This window comes from Rhodoferax ferrireducens (assembly GCF_031458075.1).
Lineage (GTDB): Bacteria > Pseudomonadota > Gammaproteobacteria > Burkholderiales > Burkholderiaceae_C > Rhodoferax_B > Rhodoferax_B ferrireducens_A.
Genome location: NZ_JAVDXT010000001.1, coordinates 1,703,986 through 1,719,465 on the forward strand (window position 1 = coordinate 1,703,986; position 15,480 = coordinate 1,719,465).

Consider the following 15,480-nt stretch of genomic DNA (forward strand, 5'->3'; position numbering starts at 1 on the left):
TTAGAAAATGCTTTCTTTGACGTAGATGACGTCATTGGGAAGCACAGGGTCGGTCAGGGCTGGTTCCATCTGCTGAACTTGGCCATTGGGTAATTTGCGGTGCAGGCGTAAACGCTTTTCAGTGCCTCGTGCGCTTGGTCCACCACCTTGGGCTAGGGCTTGCATAACGGTCATGTTGCGTTCAATGCGGTATGAACCTGGGCGTTGTGCTTCGCCATAAATAAAGAACACTGGGGCGCGGCGGACATAGATGGTGTCACCACCCTGCAGCAGTAGGTTGTCTTGCAGGTTTTCGCTCAAAAAGATGGAGGGGATGTCGATCTCTTTACGGAAGGGTTTGCCGTCGCGCATGCCCGCAACGATGGCAATGTCGTCTCCATCTGGGGTGGCGCCACCTGCATTGGCTAGCATATCGCTCAGCCTTGTGTTCGCGGACTCTAAAGGAAAACGCCCTGGGCGAGCTACTTGGCCCAGGACGGCAATTTGATTACCGCGAATCTGGACTAGTACGATGCTGACCTGAGGTTTGACAAGGAAGCCGCCGCTTTCCAGTGCATCGGCAATTTTCTTTTCCGCTCCCGCGATGGGTAACCCACCCACCGGGACCGTTCCGATCAGCGGGAATGTGATCGCGCCACCTTCAGAAACACGTGTCTCCATGGTGAGGTCTGGATTTTGAAACACCTGTATGCGAATGGAGTCACCGGCGGCCAGCGGGTAATCGGGTTGCGTTTGTGCTTGGGCAGCTAGGCTGCAAAACAAGACAAAGGCGGCTAGCAGCAAGTGGATAGGGCGAAGCAGGCGCAGCGTCATAAGTTGTTTCCGTGTGCCGATGGGGGCATTGAAGTACATGGTTGTCATTTGAGTCCGGCGACACCTTTCTCGATGTTGTTTGAGTTGTCTGTAGATGGCGTGCGTGAAGCCGATTCAGCTTTGGCAAATTCGCCCATATAGGTGATTTTGGTGTTAGCCCGTAGTTCTTTGAGTTTTGCCGTCATGGCTTCGCCAGTGCGTTGGTTGCTCAAGAATTTTTCAATACTAGGCAGTGCTTCCGCCTCGGTTATAGGCGCTTGTTGTGACGAATTAATGCGCAAAAATGTGATGGCCTGGGTGGCTTCCAGCACGGCGCTTTGCCCGTCTTTGAGCGGGTGAATAGTGGCCAGCATTTCTAATGGAATTTGTTCTGCGGTACGACTTGCACTGCCACTGCTAAATGCGATGTCTTTGCCTTTGAGCCAAGCCGATACTTCCTCTGTGGTTTTGCCTCCTGCCGCCAAGCTGCGTAGCTGTTGGGCTAAGTTTGGCATCGTAGGCACAATGATCTCCTGTAGATTGAAGATGCGTCGCTCCGCAAACAATTCGGGATGTTTTACGTAGTAGCTTTTAATCTCCTCAGGTGTGGGTTTGGTTAGGCTGCTCGTAATCTGTTGCATGTAGGCCTTGGCCAGCACCTCGCGCCGGGCAGCTTCAATTTCAGCGACAACCTGCGGAGAGCGATTGAGCTTGCTTTCGGTGGCTTCGTTTATTGCCAGTTGTTGGTCAATAAGCTTCTCTAGGACTTCGTGCCCCATTGCAGAGACCGAAGCATTGGCCGTGCCAGCATGACGAAGTACCTGGTTAATCTGATGTACCGAGATTTCTTCAGAGCCAACTTTTGCTACTACCTGGGTGCTTACGCCTTGATTGTCTTTACTCCCACACGCAGCGAGACCTAGTGCAAGTGTCACTGCAAAAAAGGAGGTGTGGGCTAGGGTGAAGGTTCGCGTCATACTCAAAAACTAGAAGCTATATTTGGCTGCAATCGTCGCCATATTGCTGTCGTAGTCAAAGCCAGGCTGATTTGATGTACGTCGGGCTTTTTGTAATGAGGTTGTGAGCCCGAGGTTTTGGTAGGGCTGCCACTCTAGGCTCAAGCTTGCATCGTGGGTCGTGTCGCTGCGCTGGCTTGCTGGAGTGCTGCCGGGGGAGTCCAGGTAGTCACGTAAGGCTATCTCGTAGCGCAGGCGTATAGCGGTCTTGGGAGTGATCTGCCATACAGGACTAAGAGACAGCCGGTCTGTACGGGTGAAGTTTGTACTGCTTGTTTGGTAGCTGGCCAATTCGTGGACCCAGCTGGCCGTTAACGCAGATTTACCAGAAATATCCCATTTGAGGCTAGCTCCTGCATTGATGCCGCTGTAGTCGCGCTGATTAAAGTTCGGGTGGGTTCTACTGATGTAGGCAGCGTTGATGTCAACTACGGTCTGGCCGCTCAATGGCCAATGCAGCCTCAATTCGTTGTCTTGCTGACTGAAACGATTGTCAAGGAGCGTCGAGGGTTGCAAGGTTCGGTTTGTGTACTTACCGTTGATTCTCTTGAATGCATAAGAGAGCGCGGTGCCTGAAGACCATACATAGCGTAGGCCAACATCCCCTGATGTGGTCGATGTACTGCCTTCTGCGGCCAGCGGAAGCACATTGTTTTGAGCTGCCGCGGTAACACCACCTATTACGCGCCATGCCGCACCCAGCTCATAGATGGTGTCTAACCGAGTGGCGGTGTCTGTGCGCTGGTTGCGTACGTTTTGAGTCTGATTGTCTGCAAAGCTGTTTAACGTTTCTTTGCGAGTACTGGTTAGATTACCGTGCAGCTTGGGGGTAAGGCTCCACCGCCATGCGGCACTAGCGTTGTGAGCCATAAAACTGAGGTAGCTGTTTTGCTGGTATCTGGAGTCAATGAGGTTGAGGTCGACCTCAAAGCGCTGCAGGCTGTAAGGCTTGTTGAAGCTTAGTCCTACCGACGATTGACTGATGCGTTCCGTTGCACTGGCGTTACCGCCTAGCGCCAGCGTGCTGGCGGGTAAGCGAAAGAGATTGTTGTCGGTTTGCAGCGCATATCCCGCATTCAGCTTAAATGTGTCTTCCGTCTGCGCCCAGGCGGGCCGCATGCTTGTCAAGAGCAGCAGGGCGGGGATCAGAGCGTACGGGCGTTTTACATGCATGCGTTGAGGGTTAGCTGATTTATGACCACCTGATGGGTCGTTGAAAGATAAAGCAATGTAGATGCCAGCAACCCGTAGGTTTGGTTAATCAACAGCACCGCCGATATTGCCTTTCTTTGCGATAGCGTCTTAGGTCTCAGCTGAGATTTCGCTCAGCCGGTCGCAACACCGGGTTTGACCTTATTGCGCGCCATTATGCATGCTCCGGCAGCGCTTTAAGCTTGCCAACGGCTTGTGCACGATTACTTACATTTAGCTTCTTGTAGACGCGTTGCATATGGTTTTTGACTGTAAATGCGCTGATTTCCAGAATGCTACCTATTTCAGAATTGGTCTTTCCTGCTTTGACCCAGCTTAGGATTTCAGCTTCGCGTTCGCTTAAGTCATGGTTCTTTTTCAACAATTTACCGGTTGGCGTCTGGCTTTCAGGTTGAGTTGTATGTGTCTGCTGGGGTTGGGGGGAGATCTGGCGCAAAGCGGTGTCTATGTACGGCAGTAGCATGGACATTGCACTACGCTCAATCTGGCTGAGCGGTGCACATCTGCTGAAAATTACGTACAGGCAGTCCTGGCTTCCTCTTGCGTCACGGATGCCATGCACCATGACAAATTGCATCTCTCTTAGTGCAAAGCCGGAGTCGTCAACTGGAAAGCTATATTCGTCCGGATGGTGCATGAAGGGTTTTCCTCCACATTCGATCCATCGTGCGAACCAGTGCTGTAGCAAGGCGGTGATGGATCTAGATGGGATGCCTGGGGTATCGATACCGGTGACTGGCGAAATGACGTCGTGTTGCACCTGGCCTTTGGCGAATTGACCCCAAGCTACTATCAATATGTCGTGCGGTAGATAGCGCTGCATATCGCCTTGCAGCCATACTCGCATATCTGCGTGGTTGCGCACATCCACTGAGCTGCTGATAACGCGATGGAAATGCTGGAGTTCATCAAAGGACAAAGATCGCAGAAACACCATGGGTGGAACTCCGGCAATTGGATATCGTTATGAAACGTAAAAGATGCAGCTTGAGCTGATCTTGGCGTGAATTCTATGGAGCTGAATGCTGCGCTGCAGCATGGTCTTTGTGATAAATCTCACTTAATTCAGGCAAAAAAAAGGATTGCAGAGCAATCCTTTTTTGAATACTTGTCCGCAGATGTTTACGCGTCTTGCTTGGCCTTGTTGCGGCGACGTACGACAGCGCCAATGAGGCCGAGACCAGCCAGCATCATGGCATATGTTTCAGGTTCAGGCACTGGGGTTGTGACGTCCGGCGACAGGCTGGAGGCGGACATCAGCAGGCTGAATGAGCTCGCATTAGTGGCGCCACCGGACAGGGTCAGCGTGTATGTGTCCGCTGCAATATTGCCCGTGTAGTAAAGCGACTGGCTAAAGGAATTGGTGGCTGAGTTGATGGCGGTGGAATAGGTCAGATATGTGGTCAAGCCGCCCAAGCTGGTCAACACCGCCGTGAAGGGGTCGAGTAAGCTGGCCGTGGTGAGCGAGTTTTTGACGGCTAGAACCGAGAAAATATTGGTTCCACCGGTCGTGCTGAACGTAAAAGAGTCGCTGAAGCTACCGGCGGAGTAGGTGACAGGCGTGTCGTATCCTGTCGATCCCAAAGCAGTCAAGACACCCACATTTGTTGTGGCGGCCAGAGCTGGTACGCTGATTGCCATTACGGCTGCTGCAGCAACGGCCATCATCAAATTACGCATTTTTTACTTCCTCGGTAGTGTGTGGGAGCTGTTGGTGAATGCACTTCATTGCATACAAACCGGCTTTGGCTGGATCGTAAAGGCAGTGTTAACCCTAGTCGATAGTCCATTCGGACTAACCGTACATTCGGTGGCTTAAATCGGAACTATTTCACGCTTGACGGACGGACTGCGTTGCACAACATGCTGTTGACGCACAAAGTAAAAGGCCCGCCGTGCAATACGGCGGGCCTAAACTGGCGGAACAGGCGGGATTCGAACCCGCGGAGGGCTATTAACCCTCACACGCTTTCCAGGCGTGCGACTTAAACCGCTCATCCACCGTTCCTAAGCCCACAAGTATAGCAGTCAATAAGCCTCATTTCGGCGCGGCACAGCATGTTTCTCCAGATCTTCCAGCAAGACGAACTCCAGCGCCCGGATGTGGGTGGATTCCAGCACTACCGGTGGGGCAACGCCGGCTTCATGGGCTTCTTTCCAGCGATTGGCGCACAGGCACCAGCGGTCGCCGGGCTTGAGTCCGGCAAAACGCCATTGGGGGCGGGGTGTGGTCAGGTCGTTGCCGCGCGCTAGCGAGAAGGCCAAAAATTCGGCCGTCACCTTGGTGCAGATGACATGTGAACCGCTATCGGTTTCGTCGGTGGTACAACAGCCATCCCGAAAGTAGCCCGTCAGCGGGTCGTAGGAGCAGGGCACCAGCTCGGAGCCGAGTACGTTGTGTTCCATGGCTGGGTCTTCCATAAGGCTCCTATTGCGGTTTGGTTGCGTTGACCATCTTCATGGCCGAGCCTATCAAGGCCGACACTTCGGTCATATTGCTGGGCACGATCAAGGTGGTTTTGGCGTCAGCGGCGACACGGCTGTAGGCTTCGACGGCTTTTTCTGCCACCTTGAGCTGCACGGCCAGCTCGCCGCCAGGCTGTCGGATCGCGGAGGCCACGCGTTCGATGGCATCTGCTGTGGCGGTGGCGACTGCGGTGATGGATGCGGCTTCGCCCTGTGCCTTGTTGATGACCGCCTGCTTTTCACCTTCGGAACGGGCGATAAAGGCTTCGCGCTCGCCTGTGGCGATATTGATCTGCTCCTGGCGACGGCCTTCGGAGGCGGCGATCAGCGCGCGCTTTTCGCGCTCGGCGGTGATCTGGGCTTGCATGGCGTGCAGGATTTCCTTGGGCGGGGTCAGGTCCTTGATTTCGTAGCGCAGCACTTTGACGCCCCAGTTCAGTGCGGCCTCGTCGATGGCGGCAACGACTTGGGCGTTGATGATGTCGCGCTCCTCAAAGGTTTTGTCCAGCTCCAGCTTGCCGATCACGCTGCGCAATGAGGTTTGCGCCAGCTGGGAGATGGCCATGATGTAGTTTGACGATCCGTAGCTGGCGCGCATGGCGTCCGTCACCTGGAAGTACAGAATGCCGTCCACCTGCAACTGGGTGTTGTCTCGGGTGATGCAGACCTGGCTGGGGATGTCCAGTGGGATCTCTTTCAGCACATGCTTATAGGCCACGCGGTCGACAAAGGGCACCAGAAAATTCAGCCCCGGCGTCAGCGTGCCATGGTATTTGCCCAGTCGCTCTATGACCCAGGCGTGCTGCTGCGGCACGACCTTGAGGGTGCGGCTGATGAAGATGATGGCGATAACGAGTAAGACGATGGCAATTTCCATAAAGGCTCCGGTGAAGATGGCTCAGTGTTTCACAGTTTGTCGAGTAGTAGACGGTTGCCGATCACTTCGGCCACCCGGTGCGGGCCGCTGACCGGCGGATTGCCGGGGCGGTGCACCACCGTCCAGTTGGCGCCGCGGTAGTGGACCTGGGCGGTTCCGTCGGCATTCCAGCTGTCGACCATCACGGTCTCGCCGATATCCAGATTGACATCCGGGTTTGCGCCCGCCGGCAGGTTTTTTGGATATTTGCCACGGATACGGTACCAGGCAATCACCGCACCGCCGCCCACCACGCTGGCCAGCACGGTTTGCACGACCATGCTGGCGCCGAAATGGGCGGCGAGGGCGGCTGCGGCGAAGCCCAGCGCCAGCATCAACAGGTAGAACGTGCCGGTGACCAGCTCGACCACGATCGCCCCTCCGGCCAGTAGCCACCATAAAGTTGATTCCGCCATCGCAGCTCCTGTTGTATTGCTATCGCCACATTTTGAGACAAAAGCGACCGGGTGCCGAAGAAGCTTCACCGTAAGTCCTTACACTTCGCGCCTGTTTTGAACATTGTTCTATCCCGTTATGGCTGGAGGCCGGCATGAAGTTTCGTTTCCCTATCGTCATCATTGATGAAGATTTTCGCTCTGAGAACACCTCGGGCCTGGGCATCCGTGCCTTGGCCCAGGCGATTGAGACGGAGGGGTTTGAGGTGTTGGGCGTTACCAGCTATGGCGACTTGAGCCAGTTCGCCCAGCAGCAAAGCCGCGCCAGCGCCTTTATCTTGTCGATCGACGACGAAGAGTTCTCGCCCGGCCCGGACCTGGACCCGGCCGTATTGAACCTGCGCCATTTCATTGCCGAAGTACGGCGCAAGAACCTGGATGTGCCTCTGTATGTATATGGCGAGACCAAAACCTCGCGCCACATGCCCAACGACATCCTGCGCGAACTGCATGGTTTCATCCACATGTTCGAGGACACGCCCGAGTTTGTGGCGCGCCACATCATCCGCGAGGCCAAGAGCTACCTCGAAGGCGTGCAACCGCCGTTCTTCAAGGCCTTGCTCGACTACGCGGAAGACGGCTCGTATTCCTGGCACTGCCCCGGACATTCGGGGGGCGTAGCTTTTCTGAAGAGCCCAGTGGGCCAGATGTTCCACCAGTTTTTTGGTGAAAACATGCTGCGGGCCGACGTCTGCAATGCGGTGGAAGAGCTGGGCCAGCTACTGGACCACAACGGCGCGATTGGCGACAGCGAGCGCAACGCCGCGCGCATCTTCAATGCCGACCACTGCTTCTTTGTGACCAACGGCACCAGCACCAGCAACAAGATGGTCTGGCACCACACGGTGGCGCCGGGCGACGTGGTGGTGGTCGACCGTAACTGCCACAAGTCGAACCTGCACGCCATCATCATGACCGGCGCGATTCCGGTGTTCCTGAAGCCCACGCGCAACCACTTCGGCATCATCGGGCCTATCCCCAAGAGCGAGTTCGAGCCCGCCGCCATCAAGGCCAAGATCCGCGCCAATCCGCTGCTGCAGCATGTGGACGCCGACACGGTCAAGCCGCGCATCCTGACCCTCACGCAATCCACCTACGACGGCGTGCTCTACAACACCGAAACCATCAAGAGTATGCTCGATGGCTATGTGGAAAACCTGCACTTCGACGAAGCCTGGCTGCCGCACGCGGCCTTCCACCCGTTCTACGGCAGCTACCATTCGATGGGCAAGAAGCGCATCCGCCCCAAGCACGCCGTGGTGTACGCGACCCAGTCCATCCACAAGCTGCTGGCCGGTATCAGCCAGGCAAGCCATGTGCTGATCCAGGATTCGCAGAACGTCAAGCTGGACCGCCATTTGTTCAACGAAGCCTATCTGATGCACACCAGCACCAGCCCTCAGTACAGCATCATCGCCAGCTGCGACGTGGCTGCAGCCATGATGGAGCCGCCCGGCGGCACGGCGCTGGTCGAGGAAAGCATTGCCGAGGCACTCGACTTCCGCCGAGCCATGCGCAAGGTGGACGAAGAGTACGGCGACGACTGGTGGTTCAAGGTCTGGGGACCGGACAAGCTGGTGGAAGAGGGCATAGGCCGCGCCACCGACTGGATCATCAAGGGCGAATCCAAGACCAATGCCAAGGCCAACTGGCACGGCTTTGGCAAGATGGCCACCGGCTTCAACATGCTGGACCCGATCAAGTCGACCATCGTGACACCCGGCATGGACCTGAACGGCAAGTTCGCCAAGACCGGCATTCCGGCCAGCATCGTCACCAAGTTCCTGGCCGAGCACGGCGTGGTGGTGGAGAAGACCGGCCTGTACAGCTTCTTCATCATGTTCACCATCGGCATCACCAAGGGCCGCTGGAACAGCATGCTGACCGCGCTGCAGCAGTTCAAGGACGACTACGACAAGAACATGCCGATGTGGCGCATCCTGCCCGAGTTCTGCCAGAAGTACCCGCGCTACGAAAAGATGGGCCTGGCCGACCTGTGCCAGCACCTGCACGCGCTGTACGCCAAGTACGACATCGCGCGCCTGACCACCGACATGTACCTGAGCGACCTGACCCCGGCCATGAAGCCCAGCGACGCCTACGCCCACATCGCGCTGCGCAAGACCGAGCGCGTGGAGATCGACAACCTCGAAGGCCGCGTCACCGTGGGCCTGGTCACGCCCTACCCGCCGGGCATTCCGCTGCTGATCCCGGGCGAAGTTTTCAACAAGAAGATCGTCGACTACCTGAAGTTCTCGCGCGAATTCAACACCCAGTGCCCGGGCTTCGAAACCGACATCCACGGCCTGGTGGAAGAGGTGGACGCCGACGGCAAGCACCACTACTTCGCCGACTGCGTGAAGGCCTAATCCCTCACCCTTGGTTTGCTATTAAATTAAGAGCTGCTCGCGCAGGTGTTAACTGCGTCAGTGGCTCTTTTTTTATAAATTTTGGGTGATTTGCGCGGGTTTTGAATCCAAAGCCCCGTACTGCTCCGTATTGGTACCAGCCGCAACATTTCGGCTTGTTATCCAACCACTAGGAGCTCTCCATGGTCTCGATCCAAACCACCCGTACATTGGCATCTTTCAGCCTGGCCGCCGTGATGGCAGCGGTCTCTTTCTCCGCCCTGGCGGCCGACGTCATGGTCGGCGGCGCGCCGATGCTGGCCTCCAAGGACATCATCGACAACGCCGTCAACTCCAAGGACCACACCACCCTGGTGGCAGCCGTCAAGGCCGCCGGCCTGGTCGATACGCTCAAAGGCCCAGGCCCGTTCACCGTGTTCGCGCCCACCAACGCTGCCTTTGCCGCACTGCCGGCCGGCACGGTGGACACCTTGCTCAAGCCCGAGAACAAGGGCACGCTGACCACCATCCTGACCTACCACGTGGTGGCCGGCAAGGTGGATGCAGCTTCCTTGGGCAAGATGATCATGGACGGCAAGGGCATGGCCACCTTGAAGACGGTCAGCGGCGGCACGCTGACGGCCAAAGCCAGCGGCGGCAAGGTGATGGTCACCGATGAAAAGGGCGGCACTGCCAATGTGACCATTGCCGATGTCTACCAGTCGAACGGCGTGATCCACGTGGTCGACAAGGTCTTGCTGCCCAAGTAATGCGGCCTCGGCTCAGGCTCCTAAACCTCTTCGCGCAGCCGTAAAAAGCTCGCGAAGCGCGGTATGCCGCTGGGGTTGGTATCGCGGAAGCGGTAAGTCACCCAGCTGCCGACGGGCGGTGGGTCGCGGCGCTGGGCATCGCTCAAGCCGGTGCCCAGCTTGAAGCGCAGGCCCTCCGGCGTTTCTACCAGCAAGGCGCCTAGCAGCCCCTTGTATTTGCCCTGGCCTGCGATGTGGCCGACCACCCGGGCCTCGGCGTCGTCAAAGGGCTTGAACTTCAGCAGGTCGTCGCTGCGCTGGCCCACGTATAAAGACTCTCCTCGGTGCAGTACCAGGCCTTCGCCACCGCCTTGCACGGTTTTGTGCAGCAGGGCTTGCAACGCCGCCGGGCTGGCGATGCGCGATTGCTTCACCGGCTGCACCCAGGGCGGTAAAGGCAATTCCTGCAAGGCAGCGAGCCGCAGGTCAAAAATGGCCCCATGCGCAGGCAGGTCGAACACCATGAACTGCATCTGCCGCCAGGCAGCGTCGGCCGCTGCCTGCTGCCGCACGGTCGACACCGCGCTGGCGAAGGCGCCACGACCGGCCCACAGCTCGCCGTCCATCGCCACCGCCGGCCAGCCCGCGGTAAACCAGGCGGGCGGGGTGATGGCTTGGCCGCCGCGTGTCCACAGCTGCTTGCCGTCCCAGTAGCCGCGCACGCCGTCGTATTTCTCGCTGACCCAATAGCCGTGCAGCGCCACGCCGGGCTTGTAGACCTTGGGCAGCATCAGCGGCGGCGCTTCGGCCCAGACCCAGCGGGGCGCTGCACTGGCGGCGGCGATCAGCAACAGGGTTCGGCGCAGCAGGGGGGCAGAGGGCGGTGTGTGCATGCCGCAATGTAACGCCGGGCCCGGTGCGCAAGGAATGGCCGGGCCGGCGTTTTATCCCCACAAAGCAGCATACTTTACGTAACAAAAAGCATGGGCTTTCATTGGCCTGCCTTGTTACAGTGCTGCGGGCGCAGCTGTGCTTTTGCTGGCGGCCGTCTTATTTCAACCTCAGCCTGGAGACTTATTCGCATGCAGATTTTTTCCTTTCGCCTGGCGCTGGTCGCTAGCGCAGTCACGCTGAGTTGTGCAGTCCACGCGGCCTCCATGGCTCCCGTCGCCGCCGAGAACGGCATGGTCGTCACCGCCCAGCACCTGGCCACCCAGGTCGGCGTGGACGTGCTGAAGAAGGGCGGCAACGCCGTCGATGCCGCTGTGGCCGTGGGCTACGCGCTGGCCGTGGTCTACCCGGCTGCCGGCAACCTGGGCGGCGGCGGTTTCATGACCGTGCAGCTGGCCGATGGCCGCAAGACCTTCCTGGATTTCCGCGAGAAAGCCCCGCTGGCCGCCACCGCCAATATGTACCTGGACGCAGACGGCAACGTCGTCAAGGGCGCCAGCACCAACGGCTACCTGGCCGTCGGCATCCCTGGCTCGGTGGCCGGTATGGAGACCGCGCGCACCAAGTACGGCACCATGTCGCGCGCCAAACTGCTGGCCCCTGCCATCACCCTGGCCGAACGTGGCTTCGTGCTGACCGAAGGCGATGTCGACATGCTGCAAACCGCCACTGCCGACTTCAAGAAGGATGCGCCCTCGGCCGCCATTTTCCTGAACAAGGGCGAACCCTTCCAGACCGGCCAGAAGCTGGTGCAAAAAGACCTGGCCAAGACCCTGCGCCTGGTCAGCCAGAAGGGCACGGACGGCTTCTACAAAGGCACGGTCGGCGCCAACATCGTCGCCGCCAGCCAGGCCGGCAAGGGCATCATCAGCCAGGCTGACCTCGACCAGTACAACGTGCGCGAGATGGCCCCGGTGGAATGCGACTACCGCGGCTACCACATCGTCTCGGCACCGCCCCCCAGCTCGGGCGGCGTGGTGATCTGCGAGATCCTGAACATCGTCGAAGGCTACCCGCTGAAAGAACTCGGCTTCCGTTCGGCCCAGGCCGTGCACTACCAGATCGAAGCCATGCGCCACGCCTACCTGGACCGCAACAGCTATCTGGGCGACCCGGACTTCGTGAAGAACCCGCTGGACCGCCTGCTGGACAAGGGCTACGCCGCCAAGATCCGCGCCGCCATCGACCCCGCCAAGGCCGGTGTCTCCAAGGACCTGAAGCCTGGCGTGGCACCGCACGAAGGCAGCAACACCACCCACTACTCCATCGTCGACAAGTTCGGCAATGCGGTGTCCGTCACCTACACGCTGAACGACTGGTTTGGCGCCAAGGTCACGGCGGCCAAGACCGGCGTGCTGCTGAACAACGAGATGGACGACTTCACCGCCAAGATCGGCGTGCCCAACCTGTACGGCCTGGTGCAGGGCGAAGCCAACAAGATCGAACCCGGCAAGCGGCCACTGAGCTCCATGAGCCCCACCATCGTGACCAAGGACGGCAAACCGGTGATGGTGGTCGGCACACCGGGCGGCAGCCGCATCATCACGGCCGTCACCCACACCATCCTGAACGTCATCGACTACGGCATGAATGTGCAGGAAGCCGTGGACGCGCCGCGCTTCCACCAGCAGTGGCTGCCCGATGTGACCCAGGTGGATACCTTCGGCATCAGCCCGGATACCCGCAAGATCCTCGAAGGCATGGGCCACAACCTGGCGGCACCGCAGCCGGCGAACCACCTGGCGGCGATCCTGGTGGGTGCGCCCAGCCTGGAAGGCAAGCCGCGTGGCAAGAACCGCTTCTACGGCGCCAACGATCCGCGCCGCAATACCGGCCTGGCACTCGGCTACTGATGGTTTAGATTGCTATAGTTAATATAGCTAGGGGCGCTGGTGCAATATGCGCCAGCGCCCCTTTTTTCTTGAGGCGGTGAGGTTTACGTGGCTTCGCCGATACCGCCGACCACTTGGCTGAAGCCGCCGTCCACATAGGTGATCTCGGCACTGACGCCCGCTGCCAGGTCGCTCAGCAGGAACGCGGCCACATTGCCCACGTCTTCGATGGTCACATTGCGGCGGATCGGGCATTCGGCCGTGGCCTTGAGCATCTTGCCGAAGTCCTTGATGCCGCTGGCGGCCAGGGTCTTGATCGGGCCGGCGCTGATGCCGTTGACGCGGATACCCTTGGGGCCCACCGACTCGGCCAGGTAGCGCACGCTGGCTTCCAGGGATGCCTTGGCCAGGCCCATGGTGTTGTAGTTGGGCAAGACGCGCAGCGCGCCCAGGTAGGTCAGGGTCAGCAGCGCCGACTTGTTGCTCAGGTAGGGCAGGGCAGCCTTGGCCATGGCCGGGAAGCTGTAGGCGCTGATGTCGTGCGCCACCCGGAAGCTCTCGCGGCTCAGGCCTTCGAGGAAGTCGCCGGTGATGGCTTCGCGCGGCGCAAAGCCGATGCTGTGCACAAAGCCGTCGAACTGCGGCCAGGTCTGGCCCAGGTCGGCAAACAGTTTGTCGATCTGCGCGTCGTCGGACACGTCGCAATCGAAGATCAGCTTCGAATCAAAGTCGGCAGCAAACTCGGTGATGCGGTCTTTGAAGCGCTCGCCCACGTAGCTGAAAGCCAGCTCGGCGCCTTGTGCGCGGCAGGCCTTGGCAATGCCGTAGGCGATGGAGCGGTTGCTCAGTACACCGGTGATGAGTAGTTTTTTGCCAGCAAGAAAGCCCATTCTTTATCTCCAGAAAAGTATTGCAGAATTGTCGCATGCGATTTTTACTGGCTCTGGGGGGGATGTTGTGCGCTGCATCGGTTGTGGCTGCGCCCGGCTACGCCTTGTGGGGCGAGCTGAAGTACGCGCCAGGCTTTACACATTTCGACTACGTCAACCCCGATGCGCCCAAGGGCGGCGAGCTGCGCCTGGTCAGCAATCTGCGCACTTCCACCTTCGATAAATACAACCCCTTCACCATCAAGGGCAGCGCACCGGCCTACCTGGGCGACATGCTGTTCGACTCGCTGCTGGCCGGGTCGATGGACGAGAACGGCGCAGGCTACGGCCTGCTGGCCGAGGACGTGGCGGTGGCCGCCGATGGCCTGAGCGCCACCTTCGTGCTGCGCCGCGAGGCCCGGTTCCACAACGGCGATCCGGTGCTGGCCTCTGACCTGAAATTCGTCTTCGATACCTTGATGGGGCCCTACACCTCGCCGGCCTACAAGACGGTGCTGGAGGACGTGGCCGGCATCGATGTGCTGGACGCCCGCACCGTGCGCTACCGCTTCAAGAAACCCAACCGCGAACTGCCGCTGACGGTGGGTGGCCTGCCAGTGTTCAGCCATAAATGGGGCATGGAGAATGGCAAGGCCAAGCGTTTTGACGAGGTGGTGATGGATATCCCCATCGGCAGCGGCCCCTACCGCATCGGCCCGGTCAACTTCGGCAAGGACATCACCTATGTGCGCGACCCGAACTACTGGGCGCGCGACCTGAACGTGAAGCGCGGCACCGAGAACTTCGACCGCATCACCGTCAAGATCTACAAGGACAGCACGGCCCGTCTCGAGGCGCTGAAGGCCGGCGAGTTCGATCTGATGCGCTTCTTCTCGGCCGGCGACTGGGCGCGCCGCGTGACCGGCAAGCGCTTCGACACCGGCGAGCTGGTCAAGGGCGAGTTCCAGCACCGCCTGCCATCGGGCTTCCAGAGCTACGTGATCAACCTGCGCCGCGACAAATTCCAGGATGTGCGGGTGCGCGAGGCGCTGGGCCTGGCGATGGACTACGAGTGGATGAACCGGCAGATGTTCTACGGCGCCTACCAGCGCGTGGTGGGCTTGTTCGGCAACACCGACTGCCAGGCCACCGGTCTGCCCAGCCCGCAGGAGCTGGCCCTGATGGAGCCGCTGCGCAAGAACATTCCGGCCACCGCCTTCGGCCCCATGGCGCTGCCGCCGCGCACCGACGGCGATTCTTCGCTGCGCGCCAATCTGCGCCGCGCCCAGGCCTTGCTGCAGCAGGCCGGCTGGACGGTGCGCGACGGCGCGCTGCGCAATGCCAAGGGCGAGCCCATGGTGATCGAATACCTGGACAGCAACGAGAGCGGTGCCCGCGTGGTCAGCCCCTGGGCGCGCAATCTGGAGAAGCTGGGCATACAGCTCAACTACCGGCCGGTGGACTTTGCGCTGTACCAGCAGCGGCTGAGCAAGTTTGAGTTCGAGATCATGTCCATCAACTACCCAGGCACCAACAGCCCAGGCCAGGAGTTTGCCGACATGTTTGGCAGCAAGGCTGCGGACGTGGAGGACTCGGGCAACTACACCGGCCTGAAGAATCCAGCGGTGGACGCCCTGATCGCGCGCATGACGGCCGCCAAGACCAAGGACGAGCTGCTGCCCGCCTGCCGCGCGCTGGAGCGCGTCATCAGCCACAGCCACATCCTGATTCCGCAGTGGACGGCCAGCACCCACCGCATGGCCTACAACGCCTGGCGCCTGGCGCGGCCGGCCCAGGTGCCACCGTATTCCCCCGGCGAAGGCTGGGCTATCCACACCTGGTGGGCGCAGCCCGCCCATACGGGCAAATAAACC

The 15,480-nt window shown here is 59.4% G+C and carries 13 protein-coding genes, 1 tRNA gene and 1 pseudogene; 4 read left to right on the top strand and 11 right to left on the bottom strand.

Annotation, left to right across the window (positions count from 1 at the left end):
- From epsE to J2X19_RS07950, 9 genes and pseudogenes are all read right to left on the bottom strand, one after another.
- Complete coding sequence (gene epsE, locus J2X19_RS07910) at positions 1-852, bottom strand: polysaccharide export protein EpsE (RefSeq protein WP_310372201.1); 852 nt, start codon at positions 850-852, stop codon at positions 1-3.
- Positions 853-857: 5 nt separating this feature from the next.
- Positions 858-1,769: an EpsD family peptidyl-prolyl cis-trans isomerase gene (locus J2X19_RS07915; protein ID WP_310372203.1), complete on the bottom strand. Its 912-nt coding sequence runs from the start codon at positions 1,767-1,769 to the stop codon at positions 858-860.
- Between the two features lie 9 nt (positions 1,770-1,778).
- Positions 1,779-2,981, bottom strand: coding sequence for an XrtB/PEP-CTERM-associated polysaccharide biosynthesis outer membrane protein EpsL (epsL, locus tag J2X19_RS07920; protein WP_310372205.1), 1,203 nt, complete (start codon positions 2,979-2,981; stop codon positions 1,779-1,781).
- Between the two features lie 193 nt (positions 2,982-3,174).
- Positions 3,175-3,957: an XrtB/PEP-CTERM-associated transcriptional regulator EpsA gene (gene epsA, locus J2X19_RS07925; protein WP_310372207.1), complete on the bottom strand. Its 783-nt coding sequence runs from the start codon at positions 3,955-3,957 to the stop codon at positions 3,175-3,177.
- A gap of 185 nt (positions 3,958-4,142) precedes the next feature.
- Positions 4,143-4,667, bottom strand: a pseudogene (locus J2X19_RS07930) (FxDxF family PEP-CTERM protein); the annotation flags it as partial.
- Between the two features lie 270 nt (positions 4,668-4,937).
- Positions 4,938-5,028, bottom strand: a tRNA-Ser gene (locus J2X19_RS07935).
- A 20-nt stretch (positions 5,029-5,048) separates the two neighbouring features.
- Complete coding sequence (locus tag J2X19_RS07940) at positions 5,049-5,426, bottom strand: DUF2237 family protein (protein WP_092761314.1); 378 nt, start codon at positions 5,424-5,426, stop codon at positions 5,049-5,051.
- Positions 5,427-5,448: 22 nt separating this feature from the next.
- Positions 5,449-6,363: an SPFH domain-containing protein gene (locus J2X19_RS07945; RefSeq protein ID WP_092760853.1), complete on the bottom strand. Its 915-nt coding sequence runs from the start codon at positions 6,361-6,363 to the stop codon at positions 5,449-5,451.
- A gap of 29 nt (positions 6,364-6,392) precedes the next feature.
- Positions 6,393-6,818, bottom strand: a complete 426-nt coding sequence (locus tag J2X19_RS07950) for an NfeD family protein (RefSeq protein ID WP_310372215.1) — start codon at positions 6,816-6,818, stop codon at positions 6,393-6,395.
- A 134-nt stretch (positions 6,819-6,952) separates the two neighbouring features.
- Between J2X19_RS07950 and J2X19_RS07955 the strand changes: the two genes are divergently transcribed.
- Together J2X19_RS07955 and J2X19_RS07960 are read left to right on the top strand one after the other, a co-directional pair.
- The gene (locus J2X19_RS07955; RefSeq protein WP_116608036.1) at positions 6,953-9,226 is read left to right on the top strand and encodes an arginine/lysine/ornithine decarboxylase; all 2,274 of its coding nucleotides are present in this window, start codon (positions 6,953-6,955) and stop codon (positions 9,224-9,226) included.
- A 182-nt stretch (positions 9,227-9,408) separates the two neighbouring features.
- A complete protein-coding gene (locus J2X19_RS07960) occupies positions 9,409-9,975 on the top strand; it encodes a fasciclin domain-containing protein (RefSeq protein ID WP_116608035.1) in 567 nt (188 codons plus the stop codon).
- Between the two features lie 20 nt (positions 9,976-9,995).
- Here J2X19_RS07960 and J2X19_RS07965 read toward each other — a convergent pair whose 3' ends face one another.
- Positions 9,996-10,847: a DNA ligase gene (locus tag J2X19_RS07965; RefSeq protein ID WP_310372218.1), complete on the bottom strand. Its 852-nt coding sequence runs from the start codon at positions 10,845-10,847 to the stop codon at positions 9,996-9,998.
- A 189-nt stretch (positions 10,848-11,036) separates the two neighbouring features.
- Here J2X19_RS07965 and ggt point away from each other — a divergent pair, with 189 nt between their 5' ends.
- A complete protein-coding gene (ggt, locus tag J2X19_RS07970) occupies positions 11,037-12,758 on the top strand; it encodes a gamma-glutamyltransferase (RefSeq protein WP_116608033.1) in 1,722 nt (573 codons plus the stop codon).
- Between the two features lie 83 nt (positions 12,759-12,841).
- Here the strand turns inward: ggt and fabI are convergent, their stop codons facing one another.
- On the bottom strand, positions 12,842-13,627 hold the full coding sequence (gene fabI, locus J2X19_RS07975) for an enoyl-ACP reductase FabI (RefSeq protein WP_310372219.1): 786 nt from the start codon (positions 13,625-13,627) through the stop codon (positions 12,842-12,844).
- A gap of 35 nt (positions 13,628-13,662) precedes the next feature.
- Here fabI and J2X19_RS07980 point away from each other — a divergent pair, with 35 nt between their 5' ends.
- Positions 13,663-15,477, top strand: a complete 1,815-nt coding sequence (locus J2X19_RS07980) for an extracellular solute-binding protein (protein ID WP_310372221.1) — start codon at positions 13,663-13,665, stop codon at positions 15,475-15,477.
- Positions 15,478-15,480 lie beyond the last annotated feature (3 nt).